Source organism: Lysinibacillus parviboronicapiens (genome assembly GCF_003049605.2).
GTDB classification, from domain to species: Bacteria; Bacillota; Bacilli; order Bacillales_A; family Planococcaceae; genus Lysinibacillus; species Lysinibacillus parviboronicapiens.
Genome location: NZ_CP073713.1, coordinates 2,341,495 through 2,360,272, shown reverse-complemented (window position 1 = coordinate 2,360,272; position 18,778 = coordinate 2,341,495). Strand labels below are relative to the sequence as shown.

The 18,778-nt window shown below is 36.8% G+C and carries 18 protein-coding genes and 2 pseudogenes; 4 read left to right on the top strand and 16 right to left on the bottom strand.

All coding sequences use genetic code 11. The features are described from left to right. Window positions 1–97 precede the first annotated feature (97 nt). Window positions 98–1,018 carry a LysR family transcriptional regulator gene (locus C9J31_RS11250; RefSeq protein ID WP_107950329.1) on the bottom strand — a complete coding sequence of 307 codons (921 nt, stop codon included), beginning with the start codon at window positions 1,016–1,018 and terminating at the stop codon, window positions 98–100. Between the two features lie 307 nt (window positions 1,019–1,325). On the opposite strand from C9J31_RS11250, the gene C9J31_RS11245 reads away from it, so the two are divergent. Both C9J31_RS11245 and C9J31_RS11240 read left to right on the top strand, forming a co-directional pair. Beyond that, window positions 1,326–1,874, top strand: a complete 549-nt coding sequence (locus C9J31_RS11245; RefSeq protein WP_107950331.1) for a cupin domain-containing protein — start codon at window positions 1,326–1,328, stop codon at window positions 1,872–1,874. A 206-nt stretch (window positions 1,875–2,080) separates the two neighbouring features. After that, window positions 2,081–2,878 carry a dihydrodipicolinate synthase family protein gene (locus C9J31_RS11240; protein WP_107950333.1) on the top strand — a complete coding sequence of 266 codons (798 nt, stop codon included), beginning with the start codon at window positions 2,081–2,083 and terminating at the stop codon, window positions 2,876–2,878. Between the two features lie 159 nt (window positions 2,879–3,037). Here the strand turns inward: C9J31_RS11240 and C9J31_RS11235 are convergent. Together C9J31_RS11235 and C9J31_RS11230 are read right to left on the bottom strand one after the other, a co-directional pair. Then, window positions 3,038–3,139 (bottom strand): annotated as a pseudogene (locus tag C9J31_RS11235) (MOSC domain-containing protein); the annotation flags it as partial. Window positions 3,140–3,644: 505 nt separating this feature from the next. Continuing rightward, window positions 3,645–6,296: a tetratricopeptide repeat protein gene (locus tag C9J31_RS11230; protein ID WP_107950335.1), complete on the bottom strand. Its 2,652-nt coding sequence runs from the start codon at window positions 6,294–6,296 to the stop codon at window positions 3,645–3,647. 122 nt (window positions 6,297–6,418) lie between these two features. Here C9J31_RS11230 and C9J31_RS11225 point away from each other — a divergent pair. Next, window positions 6,419–6,675: pseudogene (locus tag C9J31_RS11225) on the top strand (phage tail protein); the annotation flags it as partial. Between the two features lie 591 nt (window positions 6,676–7,266). Here the strand turns inward: C9J31_RS11225 and C9J31_RS11220 are convergent. From C9J31_RS11220 to C9J31_RS11205, 4 genes are read right to left on the bottom strand one after another with little or no spacing between them, the layout of a single operon-like run. Next, window positions 7,267–7,614, bottom strand: coding sequence for a YhjD family protein (locus C9J31_RS11220; protein WP_107950337.1), 348 nt, complete (start codon window positions 7,612–7,614; stop codon window positions 7,267–7,269). Next, a complete protein-coding gene (locus C9J31_RS11215; RefSeq protein WP_107950339.1) occupies window positions 7,607–7,939 on the bottom strand; it encodes a YolD-like family protein in 333 nt (110 codons plus the stop codon). Before C9J31_RS11215 ends, C9J31_RS11220 begins: the two co-directional genes overlap by 8 nt. 10 nt (window positions 7,940–7,949) lie before the next feature. Then, complete coding sequence (locus tag C9J31_RS11210) at window positions 7,950–9,209, bottom strand: Y-family DNA polymerase (RefSeq protein ID WP_107950341.1); 1,260 nt, start codon at window positions 9,207–9,209, stop codon at window positions 7,950–7,952. Continuing rightward, complete coding sequence (locus tag C9J31_RS11205) at window positions 9,206–9,427, bottom strand: transcriptional regulator (RefSeq protein ID WP_107950343.1); 222 nt, start codon at window positions 9,425–9,427, stop codon at window positions 9,206–9,208. Before C9J31_RS11205 ends, C9J31_RS11210 begins: the two co-directional genes overlap by 4 nt. A 315-nt stretch (window positions 9,428–9,742) precedes the next feature. Between C9J31_RS11205 and C9J31_RS11200 the strand changes: the two genes are divergently transcribed. Further along, window positions 9,743–10,069, top strand: a complete 327-nt coding sequence (locus C9J31_RS11200) for an antibiotic biosynthesis monooxygenase family protein (RefSeq protein WP_107924387.1) — start codon at window positions 9,743–9,745, stop codon at window positions 10,067–10,069. A gap of 405 nt (window positions 10,070–10,474) precedes the next feature. On the opposite strand, the gene C9J31_RS11195 is transcribed toward C9J31_RS11200, so the two are convergent. From C9J31_RS11195 to C9J31_RS11155, 9 genes are all read right to left on the bottom strand, one after another. After that, a complete protein-coding gene (locus C9J31_RS11195) occupies window positions 10,475–11,695 on the bottom strand; it encodes a CynX/NimT family MFS transporter (protein WP_107924388.1) in 1,221 nt (406 codons plus the stop codon). A gap of 236 nt (window positions 11,696–11,931) precedes the next feature. Then, the gene (locus C9J31_RS11190) at window positions 11,932–12,501 is read right to left on the bottom strand and encodes a helix-turn-helix domain-containing protein (RefSeq protein WP_107950344.1); all 570 of its coding nucleotides are present in this window, start codon (window positions 12,499–12,501) and stop codon (window positions 11,932–11,934) included. A 632-nt stretch (window positions 12,502–13,133) separates the two neighbouring features. Next, window positions 13,134–13,349, bottom strand: a complete 216-nt coding sequence (locus C9J31_RS11185; protein WP_107924436.1) for a DUF3955 domain-containing protein — start codon at window positions 13,347–13,349, stop codon at window positions 13,134–13,136. Window positions 13,350–13,365: 16 nt separating this feature from the next. Continuing rightward, entirely contained in the window at window positions 13,366–13,584 is a 219-nt protein-coding gene (locus C9J31_RS11180; RefSeq protein WP_107924390.1) for a helix-turn-helix domain-containing protein, read from the bottom strand. Window positions 13,585–13,597: 13 nt separating this feature from the next. Next, window positions 13,598–14,077: a DUF2975 domain-containing protein gene (locus tag C9J31_RS11175; protein ID WP_107924391.1), complete on the bottom strand. Its 480-nt coding sequence runs from the start codon at window positions 14,075–14,077 to the stop codon at window positions 13,598–13,600. A gap of 431 nt (window positions 14,078–14,508) precedes the next feature. Further along, window positions 14,509–15,555: a phosphotransferase family protein gene (locus tag C9J31_RS11170; RefSeq protein WP_107950346.1), complete on the bottom strand. Its 1,047-nt coding sequence runs from the start codon at window positions 15,553–15,555 to the stop codon at window positions 14,509–14,511. Between the two features lie 12 nt (window positions 15,556–15,567). Then, entirely contained in the window at window positions 15,568–16,344 is a 777-nt protein-coding gene (locus C9J31_RS11165; protein WP_107950348.1) for an SDR family oxidoreductase, read from the bottom strand. Next, the gene (locus C9J31_RS11160) at window positions 16,341–17,576 is read right to left on the bottom strand and encodes an acyl-CoA dehydrogenase family protein (RefSeq protein WP_107950350.1); all 1,236 of its coding nucleotides are present in this window, start codon (window positions 17,574–17,576) and stop codon (window positions 16,341–16,343) included. Before C9J31_RS11160 ends, C9J31_RS11165 begins: the two co-directional genes overlap by 4 nt. Before the next feature lie 227 nt (window positions 17,577–17,803). Further along, window positions 17,804–18,688: a LysR family transcriptional regulator gene (locus tag C9J31_RS11155; RefSeq protein WP_107950352.1), complete on the bottom strand. Its 885-nt coding sequence runs from the start codon at window positions 18,686–18,688 to the stop codon at window positions 17,804–17,806. Window positions 18,689–18,778: the final 90 nt, after the last annotated feature.

Sequence of the window (18,778 nt, the reverse complement as noted above, 5' to 3'; positions counted from 1 at the left end):
AAGGCACTGATAAGTAAGCGTTGTTTATTTCATGTGTTTCTTTTTCCGATCTACCAACGTCATCATTTTTTCGTCTAATATAATGAACTGGTAACCTTTAATCAGTATCAGTATCTTTATTGGTTCTATAATTCAAATTAATCGTGGTGGCCTTTAGCTGATCAATAAACATACGTGTAGCAGCACCCATATATTTATCTTTCCTATAGACGATTCCTACTTCTCGGGAAAGATTAGAATTTAGAATTGGAATGACTCTTATTTTATTATTGTTAAGGCACTCTAAATAAGGTTTAGGCAATATAGTCACTCCTACTCCTTTTTCAACCATGTCAATTAAAGATTCCATCGTTGTTATTTCAAAAGTCGGTTGAGGGAGAAATCCCAAGTCATTACAAGATTTATTGATAAGTTGTCTTAAAAAGTAGTTTTCAGGAAATAAAACGGAAGATGTTGTCCGCAATACATCCAAATGTACCATATCTTGTTCCTCTAATGGATGCCCGTTGGGTACCGCAAGGGCCAGTTCCTCCTTGTACAAAGAAATCGATTCTAATTCTCTATCTTTCATAGGTAAAAAAACAATACCTATATCCAATTTATTTTCTAACAAGCTTTTCCTAATGTCTTCCGTGCGTAGTCCAAACACAGAAATTTTAATAGCAGGGTATAAACGATGAAAATTAAGTAATGTCGGTGGAATTAGGTAGTTTTCAACTGTTAACAATGTTCCGATAGAAATATTTCCTCTTTGGAGTCCGTTTAATTCCTTTATAGCAGTCTGTGCTTGTTCTAATTCATGGAAAATATTCTGAGTATACTTCAGAAGTAGTCTTCCTGATTCTGTAAGTGCCGTCTTTTTACCAATTCGATCAAATAAAGGTGCTCCAATCTCATGCTCTAATAAACGAATTTGTTGGCTTAAAGAAGGTTGGGAAATTCCAATCTTTTCTGCGGCTCTTGTGAAGTGAAGTTCCTGGCATACTGAACGAAAATATTCAAGTTGTCTTAATTCCATTCTAGGGTCCCCCTCAAAAATCAATTTATGGCAATATGTATTATATCATAGTTTCAACCTATTATTACTATATAAATAATTGAATTGAACTATGGTTTAAGATACCCTAAACTGTTAATTAACAAGCCCAGTTTATAACAGTATTTAATAAAGTGGGTTTATCTTTCCATCGCTGTATTGCTAGGTATCATATTGGAAATTTTAAAATCACTTAGTCCTGAAAGGGGGTGCCTTTAAGATTTGATAGGGGCGATGTAAGCACAGGAAGGTTAACAAAGGTTCTCAAAAAATTTAGGAGGTTATTAGAATGAGCGATCAAAGAACAGATATTATTAGTTACAAAGATTTTTTACAAAAAAGTACCAAGCCGACTGTTCGTCCTTGTATTTGGAAAGGAACAGATATAAAGGCACAATTAGATGATTCATTGTCTAGTGATTTTATGGGTGATGGCAGAGGTGCAGTATCGCTGGTAAATAAAGATACTGGTGATAAATACGGTGTGACCCCTACTATAAACGTAGTGGTACAAGTATTGGCGCCAGGTGAACATAATAACCCACATAAACACAGTAATTTGGCTATCTTCATTGTATTTGAAGGAGAAGGCTATAGTATAATTAATGGCGAGAAAATTGAGTGGGAAAAAGGCGATGTATTTGTATCTCCTGCTTGGCTTTCACACGAACATTGCAATACGTCTGATCATGAAAATGCTGTTCTTTATACTATCCAGGATGTACCTACTGTCTCCGGTATGGGGACATGGTTTTTAGAAGAACCTGTTGGGTCAGGAGCAAAACATGTTGTTAAAGAAAATATAACTAATAAGAACGATATTTTACCAGAAAAGTAAAATAAAAAGCTCCTGCCAGCAATGAATATTTACTCATACTTCGGACAATAAGTTTGTACGGATTTGTGTGCACGCGTGGAGAGATAGTTCCCCCTCTCATCCGTACAAAGTGAATACACCCGACAAGTATAAAAGTGTATTCAAATTGCGGTATTACGTTGGTTCAATATTAATATTATTGGGTAAATAATTGGAGGATATAATTGATGAAAAATCTAAATGTTGCTATTCCAACTCCCTTTCATGATGATGAAAGCTTATATTTAGAAGGTTTCAACCCCATTGTTGAACATTTGAAGAATAACGGAATTGAGTCACTACTTGTATCTGGTTCTACCGGTGAGCAAAATTCAATGAGTATTGATGAACGATTGCAAATCATTGATTACTTTAATAAGCAAAACTTTCAAAATATTGAACTTATGTTTGGTGTTTCAGGTGCGAGAACGAGAAATGCGATAAAACTTATTCAAGCACTTGAGAAATCTGTTTTTGACGCAATTCTTGTCCAGTTTCCACTTTATATTCAACCATCACAAAAACAAGCCATTGCTTATGTTAATGAATTGCTAAACCATACAACCAAAAAAGTTGTGCTTTATAATAATCCTGCCCGAACTGGTTTTAACCTAAGTGCTGAAGCCCTTAATGAACTTGTCTCTCAACAACACTCGAACCTTATCGGACTTAAAGAAGAGTACAATGTGAAGCGTCATAAAAATACACAGTTACCAGATGATTTCATTATGTTTGCTGGAGGAGATGTTGACCTCATAGAAAAAATACTCGGTGGCTGCAATGGACTTTCCAGTATGGTAGGAAATGTTTACCCTAAAGAAATCAAGCAAATTTTAAATGAGCTATTAATGAAAAAACCAGTTGACGTTCATAAAATAAATCAACTAATTGACGAAGTGACACATTATCAAGCCGTTATAAACATAAAAGAACATTACAATTCCCTTGGTATAAAAGTAGGTCCTTGTCGATCGCCCATTAATTAGTAACTAGTGTCCAAAACGACTTTTTTGAAACAGCCGCATTTTTCAACAGGAGAATGCGGCTTCATGCTGTTCAAAACAGAAATGGACTGCGAAACGCTTAGTCACTCAAGAATCCTACTGACGTTAGTCAGCTTGCCCATTTATGGGTGGGAGTCTCAATTATTCATTAGGACCGATTACGCGGTTACGAATATCTAATTTTCCCTCGCCCTGTGCTCGTTTGTTTAACGTATTACGCCAGTTCGGAGCAAGGAGTTCACAAGCAGCAAGTCTAGCTGCTTGTTCTAGATCTTGTTTTTTTGGTTATGCATAATATCGTTACATTTAGCAACGGTCCATTCGGGAAATGGTCTCTCTTGAATTTGGGTTGCGCTTTTTAGTATAGCATGAAGTGTTTTTTAATTTAAAAGATTTTTATTGACAATCTATTAGCTGGTTTAGTTTATGTGTATTCATTCACAAATTGTTATTTCAACTTATATCTTTTTCTAAAGAGACTAAAAACTAGATTATTGTAGTTAATATACAAACTTAAAATGGGTCACAGTTCACTGACAGTAATTACAATATATTTTCGAAATTGGTTCTAAAATAAAATTAAAGAGCTTCATTCTTTATATGAATGATACTTTCCTAAAAACCGAACTTGCTTATGTTACGGTTCACCGCACTATTTGTAATGGCAAGTTTTTCATCATAAAATAATGGATCATGAGAAAGTTCTCATGACCCAAATACTTACAGACTCGCACAAGTTTTTTTATTTCTAATTCTCATCTATACCATCTGCTTTATCCGCCGCAACTTCATCCTGTTTGTTCACCTCGGCTTTCGCAATGTGCACAGAAAAAAATTCCATCAATTGAGGAGATCCTTTTTTCTTTCCGACCAGTTTTTCGTAAAACTCGAACGATTCGCTAACTAGACCAAGATGTTTCTTAAACAACTGAGTCAATTTATTAATGTACTTATCGTCATGCTTAATGTATTCGGCCTGGATCAAGTCCTCAATGGAAGATTTTGGTTGACCTAATCGACTATAGGTCAGGGATCTGTTCCAGTAATAAACATTATCTTCGGGCTCTATCGTAATAGCCCGGCTATAGTCCTCAATGGAAGCTTCTAAAAACTGGGTCTTCTTTTCCTGACTTTTCTCTAGGGTGCTTAATTGCCAATAACATCTGCCTCTAGTATTATAGTCTATTGCTAAATTTTTGAGAGAATGAGTTCTCGCCAATTCAAAGCTTTGTGATAACCAGTCTATTACTTCTTTAAATTTCTCCGCATTATCATTCAATTGTAAAGCAAGAAGGAAACAGCTACGTCCGGCATTTCTTAAATAAACTATTTTGGACCGCTCATTATCCGAACCTTTAATAGCCAATTCATACATTTCGATAGCAACAATATAGCTCTTTTGATAATGATAGCAATTCCCTAACAGATTATAATATTTAGTGGGGATGTAACTTTTTTCCGCCCGTTCGAAACCATATTCGTAAAAGTCGATAGCCCTTTCTACATTGTCATTGTCATTGTATACTTCGGCAATATTAAACAACCAATCGCAGTCAACAATTTTCGATTGTAAGAGTATATCTTCCTTTTCCTTCAGTTTGTCGGCATCAGGATTTTCTTCATTGATCATGTCGATGATTTCTTCCGCTACAGCTAATAGCATGTCCTCGTGTTCTAATTCCGGAATCAAGTCTACCATACCGTCCTCGGATATGATAACGATGACACATTTTTTCTGTTCATCGTCTCTCAATTTGTGCAAATAGCGATGTGCGGAATTGTATCTTGCTCCGCGGCTGGAGTCTCCGATATCTTCTTTGGCTATGCCGTCCAAAATAACCCCGATGGCATGGCAATTTCCGTCAGAATCGAAATAGATGGCACCATCGATCGCGGTTAAAAATTTAATGTATTCCGGATTTATGATTCCTGGCTCAATGAGTGTCGACTGTTTACTGAGTTGTCTCATCTCTTGCTTGGCCGTCAACGGTTCGGTTATAACCACCATCGTCCCCTGTTTTTGCTCCCTTGCTTTACGGACAATCTGATCGAGCCTCTGCATTTTGTGCATAATTTGAGCGTGGTCTTCTTGATTTTCCCAGAATGTGTTTTTCAATAAGTTTGTGAATTTCTCGGAACTGTATCCTTCCTCTCCAAATCTTGGGTTTTTAAAGGTAACTGAAACTAGATTCGTTTCGATTAAGCTGAGATCTGAGCGATAAAATTTTCTTTCGTCTTCAACCAACAGCTCGCCTCCACTACTAGACTCAGTTTCTGTTCGTACGAGAACTAAATTATATTTTGACAGCCCGGTGAAATCGAGTCTCAGAGCCAGTGCACCTTTTTGAACATTCCAATTCACCTCGCCTAAACCATATATTTCTTTTTCATCCGAAATAAGGCAAAGGTCCTTATCCACATTTGTAAGCTCTAATAGCTTCCGTATCCGCTTAGCATCCTCTAATCGAATACGATCCTCTAGTGTGAATTTAACTGTGAAACGAATGATCGATTGCTGAGCTATGACATCTTTATTCATGAATAAGATTGAACCGAAAGGGCTGGCATTCTCATAGGTTAAAGCTGAAATATCGTCCATTTTCTCTAGCAAACTATTGACGTAATATTGGTTGTGCAACTCGTGCTCAAAATCAGCTCCAAATATATCGAACGTAGTATTATTCAGGAGATAATTTTGCATTTTTCCGAAAAATAGTCTTGTTAATCTTCTATTAAACTGGATGCCATCTTCGTTATATTTTCGAGTGATGGTATCGTCGGTGTTCATCTTAACATGATTGTCGGTGAGAGCAAAAAAATCACTAAAGAAGTAGTCCAACAGCATTCTAAGGAAAGAAATTTCTGGTTTAGTATAAAAAAGCTGCCGGGTCTCATGCTCAACATTTCGAATCTCTATTATGTATACTACCGAAAAGGTGCTATTATCGGCTTGAAAAGGGATTTGATTCGCGTACAGTATACGGGTTTCATTAATATGACTTTTCTCATTTACTGTGTGGACTTCTTCGATGCCGGGTAATGGCATTGTTGACTTTTCGTCGTTACTTATGTCTGTTTGAGGAGGGTACTGGTTGTACCAAGTCCGATTCACATATTCTTTGATATCGTCATAGGTATTTCTCTCGTGAGTAGGCTCTATCTTAAGCTCGGCATAAACGTTCGTTATCTTTTGCAGTACATCCTGAGAAATGGATAACGGATTTTCTAGCTTAACCACAGTTTTCTTCACACGGATAGCCTCAACAAGATTTTGTTCTTTGTCGTAAACAAGCGCGTACAGCTTAACGTGAATCCGTTTGTTCAACTTCTTTAAGATTCCCGCCAAATTGTCGTAAATGATCTCATTTAATAAATCTAATTGATTTACTTTGGTTTGCAAAATATCACCTCTATAGTAAAAATATCCAACTACCTACATAATACTATAAGTAAGTGCACATATCACCAGTGTATTTCATTTAATTTTTATGATTGAATTGGCTTCTCCTTCTATTTATATCAATGAACAAATGCAAGCATGAATTTACGGTTGTACCGGCCAGTGAAAGCCGGGAGACGTTTGGTTATGTGAACCGAATTTTGAAAGAAAAACTGGATATTGAGTTGGTGGCAAAACCTTTAGAAACGTCGCGTTTTCAAATGGAGATATCAAATTTACCTACGTCTTTTATGAGGGAATGGAGGTACCAAAGTAGTTAAAAGGGAAGTTTAAGTTTGCTAGACAGAAGTCTAAACTAGCCGGAACAATTCGAGGCTAGTTTTTTGTAATTAAAGGAGAATATTAAAGTTCAATTACAAACAGTATCTCTCCATCGAAATGATATACTCCCCATTAGGTAGACAGATGAAAAAACATCAATTCTAAAAACTCTATCATGAAGGAAAATATTCATTTGTCTATTTAACTGGGAGCAGTTCAAAATTAGAGGGTGCTGTTGTTTTTTCGCAAAACCTCACTTACTTATGGTACGGTTCACCGAAACTAATAATTAAATTCTTTATAAAAATAGATTTCCTTATTGATACGAATAGGTAAGGGTTTGAAGTTATTACCTTTTAACACGGAAGGAAATGTATATAGATTTAGGCAAAGACTACTTTGATAAACAAAAAGAACAATCCATTATTCGATATTCTGTTCGAAGACTTGAAAATTTGGGTTACAATGTGACCATCACTGAATTGGGTGCTTCCTAATATAATCTAAACCAGATCTCTATTTTAGACGCTACCATTTTTTTGAATATAAAGGTCGCGTTTGTTTTAGCATGGACTTTTTTAGCGCCAGAGATTTTATTTTCATGGAAATTGAATAGCAACAACCTATGAGAAAACAGGCCTAATACCTGTCATTTGTTGTTTCTAATATGATTAATCAACAACTTTTCCACCTGTGATTTAAGAGCTTGATTTGCATAACGGAGTACTACATCATTCCCTGCTGTTGCGACTTGCACGTCACTAAAGTATTCATCTACCGGTTGCCAACCTACTACTCGTATACGTTTTTGTGCAAGTTCTCGTTTGAGGCTAAAATATTCTTGTCGTAGATCCTTTAGTAATGAATCCATAATAGGAATAAATACCATCTTCATTTTAAACTGCTCTAATTTATGATAGTCAACCTGCAATGATTTAACTGCTAGTTCCAACAAAAGATACTTATGAAGCAACTGTCTTTCATCGGCTTTAATCATAATAATCAGCATCCAATTGGGCTGATTGAATACTTTGGATTGGAATATTTTTTGTTTTAAGCAGTGTTTCAAGTATGAGTTCATTAGTACTAATTAATTTAATTGTTCCAGTCCATTGTGTGATTTTGTAGTCCTTCCACACTTCTAATTTAATGGCCAATTGCTGATTAAAAGCTTGTTCAATTGTTTTTTGTAGTTCTTCCAGTTCCCACTCACTCAATTCTCTTGGCTGTTCCGTACGCTCTTGTTTGTATTCTCTGAGAAGCTCTAAATGTTCTGGCAACATCATTGATGCCCATTTAATATTCCCTCTATCCTTTATCATCCAATCACTCCTATGCCAAATGACCACCAACTAAGCGATCTCGTTTAATAGCTGTACCAGCTTTTGTATAAGAAACTGCTCTTAATATTGAAGTAGCTCCAAACCGATTGCGTATGGCATCCATTGTAGGACCGATGATTTGACGTTGTGGTTTGCGTTCATCAAATAAATCCAATTGGATACTATGCTCTCTTTCAAGATTGGATATTCTAACGGATAACTGTCGAGCTGGTTCTCCCGCAAAGTGTTCATCCAGTAATTCAACACAAGTTTTATACATCACAAGTGTTTCGCTTGTTGGTACTGCAATCGTTTTAGACCGATGGAACCCTTTGGTCATGGCATTATGACTGTATGAAAGACCTATGCTGATTGTACGACCAACAAACCCTGCATCACGCGTGCGTTTCATTACGTCTTCGCACATTTCTAGGAGCACTACAGAAATTTCTTTTCGTGTGTGATAATCCCTCATTAACATTTGGCCCTTCCCAAAACTTAAAGTCCCATTTGTTATTAACGGCTCTCCTAATTTGGATAGGTCGATTCCCCAGGCATGGTAATAGAGCTGATTGCCCATTACACCGAAACGCTTTACTAATTCTTCTAAATTTGCATTAGCCAATCCACCAACAGTTTGTATTCCCATAGCATTTAGATTTATTTCCATCTGTTTACCGATTCCCCACATTTCAGAAAGGGGTCGAACTGGCCATAATTTCTTTGGAATATCTTCATACGTCCATTTAGAAAAGCCTGTTTTCTTTGCATCAAGGTCTAAAGCTAATTTGGCTATTAACATGTTTGGCCCCATACCTACTGCACTAGGTATATTAAATTGGTCAAGAATAGCTCTTTGTATTTCCTTAGCCGTTTCTTCAGGCGAACCCCAAAGCTTTTCAGTGCCGGTTAAATCTACAAAACTTTCGTCCACACTATACACATGTATAGCATCAACTGGTACGTAATTAGAGATCAATTTTGTAATCGTCATCGACATTTGAATAAAGAAGCTCATTTTTGGCTCAAACAATCTAATATCAGGATGCTTTGGTATCTCATAGCGTCTACTTCCAGTTTTGATTTTAAATTTCTCTTTCATTAATGGTGATGCAGCAAGCACTACGCTACCTGGTTGGTCAAAATTTGCTACTACTGCAACTGGAGTTTTTAAAACATCTAGCCCATGTAACATCGCTACGATACTGGCGTAAAAGCACTTCATGTCGATACACATAATACTTTTGTTTGGCATATTTTCGTAATTCATACCACACCACGCTCTTTACGTACTACTGGAACAATAGCGAGAACATTATTTATAATAAAAGTACGCTTTGCCTGCCTTGTAAAACAAAATGCTGTAAAAGAATCACCAACCACTTTAATGATTTTCACTCGCCTTTTTGTAATTTCACCCGACTTAGATACATACATCATGTTCATTAACTGTCCCCGTTGCATTGCTTTTACCAGTTGCTCTTTCATGCTAGCTTCTCCTTCTCTACATAAAATAAGAACCTTCGTTCTTGTATTATACGCACGTACGTTCGTTTTTAGAAGCGGTAATTTTTACTAAATAGCTGTTATGCATTCATCTACAGAAAACAATACAGATTGCGGGCTTTTATATAAGTGCAAATTGCTAGAGCGTATCTGAATTATCTTTCACTAGCGTTTCCTATGTACCCAATCAAAAGAAATGCTTGGTTCGGTTTCAAAAGCAATAATGGCTTTTTTTGATTAAAATATTATAATAAATATTAGATTGACCGAATATCGGATAGTAAGGAGCTGGTTGAATTGAGTAACTTAGCACATACATATAAACTACCCTATTATGCAGTTGTCTTTGCTTCAGAGCGAACAGTAGGCGACAATGGTTATGGAGTAATGGCAACCAAAATGGATGAATTAGCAAGTAAACAAAAAGGATTTCTAGGTGTGGAAAGTGCAAGAGATACAAATTTAGGTATCACCGTTTCTTATTGGGAAACACTTGAAGATATTGCTGCATGGAAAGAGCATGCCGCGCATCAAGTTGCTCAAGAACGTGGCAAAAAAGAGTGGTATAGTCGATTTGCATTACGCGTTTGTAAAGTAGAACGTGATTATCTATTTGAAATGTAGGTATCAACAAATATAAGCTAGTTATGTAACTACTAAGGATTGTGTCCACTACAATCCTTATCTTGATTCTGTTGAAAATTACCTATTTCAACGCTTGAATGGCATAACGGTCAATAGGTAAAAAACATGCCGTTTGGGTTCCTAAAAACGATGAGATCTTTCGTTTGATTATTTTAAAAGACTAAGAAGCCAAAGCCTCTTAGTCTTTTTTGGTCCTCATTAACTTGTTGGTGCAATAAATAGTATGTGTAATACGAATGATTCCATCAATATTTATTAAGTTAATCTACCCGTTAAATTTGTTTACTAACATTCATCAAGGTGACATGAGCGTTTTTATTTAAGGCACTGTTTAGTTCAGATTCATCAATTGTGACAAGGATTTTATGCTCCAACTCAAATTGACTATTTTATAGAATCAATATGACGGTCTTTAGCTGCGCCTAGACCAACTATAAAGAGCAAAACTGACGCACAAACCAATAGTAACAGTGGAAAAGTCCAGCTAGTAGTTACATCATGCAGGTACCCGAAGAGTGTTGGGCCCGTAGCAGCAAGCAGGTAGCCGAATGATTGAGCCATCCCAGATAATTCTGCCGCTTGATGTGCATTTTTTGTACGTAAGCCAAAAAACATCATGGCTAATCCAAACGCAAAACCTCCTCCAATGCCTAATAACACAATCCACAACACAATAAAATTCAAGCTTCCATAAAGTAATCCTAGCGTGCCACTTAACAATAGCGTTGAAGCAATGGTCACTAATGAGCGTTGACTGGACATACGTCCTGCGATGATGGGCACTATAAATGTAAATGGTAGCAAAGATAACTGCATAATAGAAAGCAACCAGCCAGATTGATCTGCACTTATTCCCTGTTGTTTTAAAATCTCTGGTAACCATGCAATCAGTACATAAAACACCATGGATTGTAACCCCATAAACAAAGTCACTTGCCATGCTAAAGATGAACGCCATAAATTTACACCACTGCCAGCCTTTTGGGCTGATTCAGCTGTTGTACGTCCCTTCCTATGTTTCATTTGAGGTAACCACAATAAAATTGCTATAAAGCTTAGAATGCCCCAAATTCCCAGTGCACCTTGCCAGCCAAAGCCTAAGCGAATTGCAATAGGAATACTAATCCCAGAAGCCATTGCTCCAAATAAATTCATAGCAATGGAATATACACCTGTCATTAAGCCCAATTGTGTCGGAAATTCTCGTTTAATAAGACTAGGCAATAAAACGTTACAGATGGCAATAGCTAGTCCAAGAATAGCAGTACCGACATATAAAGTAGCCACCCCTGATAGGGAACGTAAAATAATACCAATCGTAAGAAAGATGGCTGAAATGAGAATAAGTAGTTCCATTCCATATCTTCGTCCTAATCTAGGTACGAAAGGTGAAAAAAGTGCAAAAGCCAGTAAAGGTAACGTAGTAATCATGCCTGCAAGTGTATTTGAAATATGTAGATTGTCTCTAATCACACCCACTAAAGGCCCTACTGAGGTTAAGGGAGCCCGTAAATTGGTTGCAATAAATATAATACCTACAACAATCACCCAGACTGATGATTTATGAATATTTATAGTTGATTTTGTTGCTTGATTTTCACTCATTTGACTGATGTTCCTCCTACTATTTTTACATCTTGAGTTGTCGATATTGCTAGAGCGAATACTTTGAACTCACATTAAGTATACTAAACTATATATCAAAATAAATAAAGTATAATAAAATATATTTATTAATCCAACTTGTCTTTTGTATTCATCCTTTATATAGAAATCAAAAAATAATCTCTATTCTTTATTGAATAGAGATTATACTGGTCACAGCATAGCTGATGAATGATTTAATTGTTGGGCGGATATTTTAATATGATATGGAGGACAACAACATCATTAGAATCATTTATATATGAATGCGTGCCATCTGCGCGAAAACTAATAGAATCATATTGATTCAAGATGTAGGACTCATTATTAACATTAATTTGAACTTTTCCTGACATGACTGTAGCAAGTTCAGTTGTATTAGGATGATGTTTTTCAGGATAGTAGGAGCTATTCGGCTGTAAATAGGCTCTAAACATCTCATTTTCATTGCTTACATTTTGAAATATCGGCTCAATTACCCAATTATCCCCATCTTCAGCAATACTTAATCCTTGTCCAGCTCTAGATAAACTCACACGGTTTTCAGTAGCGAATAATTCCATAAGGGGAACGGATAAGCTCTTCGAAATTTTCCACAGCATGCCTAATGTTGGATTCGTTTCTCCACGTTCAATATTTCCAAGTGTGAGTTTGCTCACACCAGAAATTTTTGATAAATCTTCAAGACTCCATTGCTGTTCTTTACGAAGCTTTTTTAGTACTGCCCCGACTTGTAAAACAACTTGTTTGTGATCATCAGTTCCCATGCTCTTTTCATCCTCCTTTTTGGAATATATGGCGAAAAATAAAAGTATAATTTGATCGACGAATACTGGCAAAATAATCCCTAATAAATCTTATTATACATTATGATAGATAAAACAAAAAAAGCTTATTATAATATATTTTAAATCAAACTAACCAAACAGCCCATATCAAGTATTTGCATGAACCTGGCCCTTCACCTGCCATGAAAAATCTCTTACTGTACTGTAACTTACATAATCAGAGGATGCCTTTATGGAAAATATAAAATAGCCTGTCGGAGTGATTCCTTTAAAAAGGTACTGTGTTGTCGAATGGCGGAGAAATAGCTACAATTTAAAATTGCAAAACCACCCCGACAAATTTTAAACACGCAATGAAATAATTCCGTAAGCTGAACACATGAAGGTCTTCCATGCCATGACACTTTATAATCTTGGCGAATTTTCCAAGGCGATGGAAATATTGTTAAACAGTTTGATAGTCACAACCAAGGATGAGGGCATACAAAAATACAGCAAAGCTATAAAATTTTATAGTGATAAGCTAGATCAAACTTGGTTGTCATAATGGCCATAAGCTTTTCATCATCAAAAAATCAGGCTCACCAACGAGAACCTGATTTTTTGTTTTGCTATTTAGCAACGTTTATTTTTTTAATCGTTGAAAAGATGGCAACAAATAATATTGAAATAATTCCGGTAAAGAAAAATAGGTAGCCCACTGGAATTAAGAAGAACGGTTCAATCAACGTGCCGTCTGGTGCTAAACTATCCCCAATCATCCCTCTCAAAATAAAACAGATAACCCCTAGAAAAATTGGTGTAGCAGCAATTACATATTTTTTCATAACATTTTTTCCTCCATTAATCATTGATTTCATTTTTTTGATATGCCAAAATGTCACCTGGTTGACAGTCTAAAACTTCGCATATTTTTTCTAAAGTTGAGAATTTGACGGCTTTTGCTTTGCCATTTTTTAAAATAGAAACGTTAGCCATTGTAATGCCTAGTTTTTCCGATAATTCTGTCACGCTCATTTTTCTTTTAGCCAGCATGACATCGAGATTAACAATAATCACCATAGTTTACTACACCTCAAATCGTTAGATCATTATCCTGCTTTATATCACTAGCTTTTCTCACTAAGTAGGAAAGCAAGGAAGTAAAAACAGCAATAACGACTGCGAAAAATAAAATGAGTAGCAAAATAGCTAAGACATTCGTGTGAAAGCTGCCACTTACAAAGAGGAAGAGTAAAGCAACTACATATAAAACACCTTCAAGCATGGCTAAAACGCTTATTATTTTTAACCTATCAGCATTTATAATCGTAAAATCTCGATTCCAACCTACATCCGAACAAATTTTCCACCCAAAAACTAATGCTATAAAAAATGGAATACCTGTTACCCAGATGAAAATAGTAAAAGGTTTGTACATTCCCTTCAAATTTTCAGCATCGAGTAATAATTCTCTCCCCGTTTCTGGACCAACATAGATACAGAACAGTAAACCGAAAAATCCGCAAAACACAATTATCAATTTTAACCACCTTGATAATTCTCTCTGTTTCATGAAGCACCTCCTTCTTCCCTTACTATTGTCATAATAAACAAGAATAAATCTTAAGTCAACAATTATTTATTGTTTTACGATAAATAATTGTTGTATTTTACTTTATCTAACGTCTTATTTCTTTCACGAACTTGTAAGAAGAAGCCTGTTATGGCGTTTTCAAAGTCCCCTCTTTCAAACTTAGGTCATTTACCCAAAAATGCTTGTAAAATGGCGAACTCATGATAAAATAAGAACATGCATTCGCGCCTTCTTAGTACTTTTTCGTGATAGGATTTGTTTATAAGAAGGAATTTGGTGCGAATAATTAATGATAACTAATAAACTTAATGTCGGATAATCTGTATTTACTGTATAGAAAAACGGCTGCTCCGTAACGAGCAACCGTACTTTTTTATGGCTATTTTATGAGAATCGTTATTCAATCGTCTTTAATTAATAGCTTTCAATGCTTGTGTAATAAGTGCAGCGACCATTTTGTCCATTTGTGCAAAACGATCATCCTGCGTCTGCCCTTTCACATATCGATAATAGATTTGTTGGCAAATCACTGCTAATTTGAAGTAGGCAAAAGTAATATAATAATTAATTGATGAGACATCCCGCCCACTCTTCTGGCCATAACGAGCAATGAATTCTTCTCGTGAATAGAATCCAGGTAAAACTGTAATTGGAGGCTCTCCCAGTGCATACAACAACATCTTCGGATCATCTGCGTGCATCCAGTAGCTCATTGCCACACCAAGATCTGCTAATGGGTCCCCTACAGTGGTCATTTCCCAATCAAAAAGCCCAATCATTTCACTATAGTCCTCAGAAAACATCGCATTATTCAACTTATAGTCATAGTGAATAATTGTCGCTTCAGCATTCGTCGGAACATTTTCTTTTAGCCAAGTCGTTAGCGCTTCTACTTCTGCAAACTGTGACGTTTTAGCCTTATCATAGCGCTCTATCCAACCGTGCACCTGTCTTTCCATAAATCCTTGTGGCTTCACCATGTCCTTCATTGCCGTTTTCTCATAAGGTATTGCATGCAGTGCAACAAGCGAGTCGACCATCTGTTCAGACAATTGGCGTGCTAATTTTTCTTTATTTTCGGTTCCTTCAGGAAAATGGGTGTCAAGGACGATGCCCTTCTTGCGTTCCATTAAGAAGAAATCACTACCGATTATAGCTTCATCATTGACATAGACATAAGGTGTTGGCACCGTGGCTAAAAACGGGTGCAGTGCCGATAGAATGGTAAATTCACGCTGCATATCATGTGCCTTTTTCGCAACAACACCAAGAGGCGGCCGACGTAGAACAGCTTCAAAATCCCCGACTTTCAGACAATAGGTTAAATTTGAATGACCTGCACTAAATTGCGTAATTTCAAGCTTGCCCTCTGGTAAGTCTGCAAACTGTGTCTTTAAAAATGCATGAAGTCTTTGTGCATCAATGCGTTCACTTGCCCTTACTTGCATCGTATCCATAATAGCCCCCCTTTAAATGATTGCACTCATGCCACCGTCCACGACAATAACATCCCCTGTGACATAATCTGAAGCTGCCGCTGCTAAAAAAAGCGCAACCCCTTTTAAATCATTTTCCGAACCTAAGCGTTTTAACGGTGTGACTCCCATTAAATAATCTTGTCCACGCTCAATTAAAATGCTCGACATTTTCGTTGGGAAAAATCCAGGTGCAATGGCATTAACATTTACACCGTAAGGTCCCCATTTCACTGCTAAATCTTTCGTTAAGGTGATAACTGCCCCTTTACTGGCGTTATAGCCAATTGTATCCATGAAATCAGGTAGTGTACCGCCAAGCCCTGCAATGGAGGCGATGTTTATAATCTTTCCAAATCGCTGTTCAAGCATTACTCTACCAACTGCTTGGCTCATTAAAAACGTACCATTGACGTTGACGTCGAATACCTTTTGCCAAGCTTCATATGGCATGTCTACAGCAGTTGTGCCCCAAGATGCACCACTGTTATTTACCAAAATATCAATACTACCGAACGTTTCTTTTGTTTTTGTCACTACATGCTCAATATCTTCTGGTTTAGTTATATCACATGCAAGGGCTAATGTTTGTACGCCTAATGCAGCTAGTGTTATTGCTACTTCTTGACATGCCTCAACCTTACGAGAGCACAGCACGACATTAGCTCCTGCCTCTGCAAAACCTTGGGCAATTTGTGCCCCAAGTCCACGTCCGCCACCTGTCACAATAGCTGTTTTACCCTTTAAGCTAAATAAGTCAAGTACGCTCATTTCACCAGCTCCTCTTGTTTTTTAGCATGTTTTTTCAGTTCAAGCTTTGCAATCGTATTTCGATGGACTTCATCCGGGCCATCTGCTAAGCGCAATGTTCGGGAATTTGCCCATTGTGCAGCAAGGGTTGTATCTGGACCCACTCCAGCAGCACCAAATGCTTGAATTGCACGGTCAATCACACGTAAAGCCATATTTGGCGCTACTACTTTAATCATAGCAATTTCTGCCTTTGCTTCTTTATTACCAACCGTGTCCATCATATAGGCAGCCTTTAGCGTTAATAGTCTTGCTTGTTCAATATCAATGCGTGATTCTGCAATACGTTCACGCATGACCCCTTGATCTGCCAGTGGTCGATGGAAAGCTTTTCGCTCCTTTACACGTATACACATTTCTTCTAAAGCGCGTTCAGCAGCTCCTATTAGACGCATACAATGGTGAATACGGCCTGGTCCCAATCGACCTTGCGCAATGGCAAAGCCCTTGCCCTCACCCCATAATATATTTTCTACTGGTACACGAACATTCGTAAATGTTACTTCACCATGGCCTTCTGGCGCATGGTCGTAACCAAAAGCTGTTAACATACGCTCAATTTGAACGCCTGGTGTATCCATCGGCACTAAAATCATCGACTGTTGCTCATGGATTGGCTTCGTAGAATCTTTATGTTTGCCCATAAAAATGGCGATTTTACAACGCGGATCCCCAGCTCCTGTTGTCCACCACTTATGACCATTTAATAGATAATAATCGCCATCACGTTCGATACTTGCCTCAATATTTGTTGCATCACTAGACGCTACTGCTGGCTCTGTCATGGCAAAGCAGGAACGAATATCCCCTCGAAGTAACGGTTCTAGCCATTGCTTCTTCTGTTGTTCGGAACCGTAACGAACGAGCACTTCCATATTCCCTGTATCAGGTGCATTGCAATTAAATACTTCAGGTGCGAGAAGTGAACGCCCCATAATTTCACACAGTGGTGCATATTCTAAATTGTTTAGACCTGCACCGTACTCGCTATCGGGCAAAAATAAATTCCATAAGCCCGCTTCCTTAGCCTTCGCCTTCAATTGCTCCATAATCGGTGGAATTGCCCCCCAGCGATTGTCCATTGCTTCCACTTGTGCAGCATACACCGATTCATTTGGATAAATATACTGCTCCATAAAATTTGTCAGCTTCTCTTGTAGTGCTACCACTTTTTCGCTATAAGAAAAATTCATAGGAAAGCCCCCTTTGATTGAACATCGAATTTTAAAATGAATGAGTATTCATTTTTATTCTTACCTTAAATGTTACCGCTATATTTCTCGTAAATCAATCATCTATTACACAAAATTCCAATTAAAGAGAAAATTCTTACTCCAATTAGCGTAAACACATGCAGAGACTTGTCGCCAATTTACAAAGCGCAAAGTAAATTTTTTTCGAAATAACAGTAAACGATTTTTTACTTATTGAAAAAATGATCGATATCATCAATTAATTGACTTATCGCAAAAGGAAGATGTCGATTTTTCAAATACACTAAGTAAACATTTCGTCGGAAAGTTGGGCAATCAATTTCTTTTTGTACAATAGTTTTAGCAGTAGGCCCTTGTAAATAATTTTCAGGTAGAATTGTGATACCTAAACTTTCTCGAACAAGTGACACAGCCGTTTCAAAACGTTCAATTTCAAATTGAATATTTAAGTCTTTGCCTGCATTTTCAAAGGTCTTCAAAATATCTTGTCTCGTTTGAAATCCTTCTGTACTTATAATAAAAGGCTCGTTACATAAATCAGCAATTGTCAGTTTATCTTTTGCGGCTAATGGATGATGTAATGGTAAAACTGCGACTAGTCGTTCCTCATACAAGCACCTTACTTCGAACTCCTCGTCGTCAATTAACTGATTCGTAATAATTAAATGTGTTTTATAACTTCTAAGCGATTTTTTAACCCGTTTACTGCCCAAGATATCCACTAAATGAATCTTCATCTGCGGATATATCTGCTTATAGACAGTAATAACTTTTGGTAACCAATGTTTGATTGATTCCATTACCCCAATAGTTATTTCACTAGTGCCATGGACAATCACTTCATCCATTTCAATTTTTAATATTTCCATATTTTTCAAAATCATTTTTGCTCGCTCATAAAGAAGCTGTCCCGCTTCTGTTAAATGAAGATTTCTCGTATTTCTTTCAAGTAATTGCGAACCAATTTCTTGTTCTAATTTCTTTATAGCGTTACTTAGAGAGGGCTGAGATATATGTAGTTTTTCAGCCGCCTTTGAGTAATTCATGTGTTCAACTACTGCTATAAAATATTGCAATTGTTTCAAATCCATAACAACACTCCTCTACATTTATAGTTAATAACTATATATTAATAACAATTATATATTAGTAATTATAATTGTGTGAATATATAATGAATT

Bases quoted from the DNA above. Each gene is read 5' to 3' on its own strand.
- C9J31_RS11250 (WP_107950329.1), bottom strand. From the start codon at position 1,018: ATGGAATTAAGACAACTTGAATATTTTCGTTCAGTATGCCAGGAACTT.
- C9J31_RS11245 (WP_107950331.1), top strand. From the start codon at position 1,326: ATGAGCGATCAAAGAACAGATATTATTAGTTACAAAGATTTTTTACAA.
- C9J31_RS11240 (WP_107950333.1), top strand. From the start codon at position 2,081: ATGAAAAATCTAAATGTTGCTATTCCAACTCCCTTTCATGATGATGAA.
- C9J31_RS11220 (WP_107950337.1), bottom strand. From the start codon at position 7,614: ATGATTAAAGCCGATGAAAGACAGTTGCTTCATAAGTATCTTTTGTTG.
- C9J31_RS11215 (WP_107950339.1), bottom strand. From the start codon at position 7,939: ATGATAAAGGATAGAGGGAATATTAAATGGGCATCAATGATGTTGCCA.
- C9J31_RS11210 (WP_107950341.1), bottom strand. From the start codon at position 9,209: ATGAATTACGAAAATATGCCAAACAAAAGTATTATGTGTATCGACATG.
- C9J31_RS11205 (WP_107950343.1), bottom strand. From the start codon at position 9,427: ATGAAAGAGCAACTGGTAAAAGCAATGCAACGGGGACAGTTAATGAAC.
- C9J31_RS11195 (WP_107924388.1), bottom strand. From the start codon at position 11,695: ATGAGTGAAAATCAAGCAACAAAATCAACTATAAATATTCATAAATCA.
- C9J31_RS11190 (WP_107950344.1), bottom strand. From the start codon at position 12,501: ATGGGAACTGATGATCACAAACAAGTTGTTTTACAAGTCGGGGCAGTA.
- C9J31_RS11185 (WP_107924436.1), bottom strand. From the start codon at position 13,349: ATGAAAAAATATGTAATTGCTGCTACACCAATTTTTCTAGGGGTTATC.
- C9J31_RS11180 (WP_107924390.1), bottom strand. From the start codon at position 13,584: ATGGTGATTATTGTTAATCTCGATGTCATGCTGGCTAAAAGAAAAATG.
- C9J31_RS11175 (WP_107924391.1), bottom strand. From the start codon at position 14,077: ATGAAACAGAGAGAATTATCAAGGTGGTTAAAATTGATAATTGTGTTT.
- C9J31_RS11170 (WP_107950346.1), bottom strand. From the start codon at position 15,555: ATGGATACGATGCAAGTAAGGGCAAGTGAACGCATTGATGCACAAAGA.
- C9J31_RS11165 (WP_107950348.1), bottom strand. From the start codon at position 16,344: ATGAGCGTACTTGACTTATTTAGCTTAAAGGGTAAAACAGCTATTGTG.
- C9J31_RS11160 (WP_107950350.1), bottom strand. From the start codon at position 17,576: ATGAATTTTTCTTATAGCGAAAAAGTGGTAGCACTACAAGAGAAGCTG.
- C9J31_RS11155 (WP_107950352.1), bottom strand. From the start codon at position 18,688: ATGGATTTGAAACAATTGCAATATTTTATAGCAGTAGTTGAACACATG.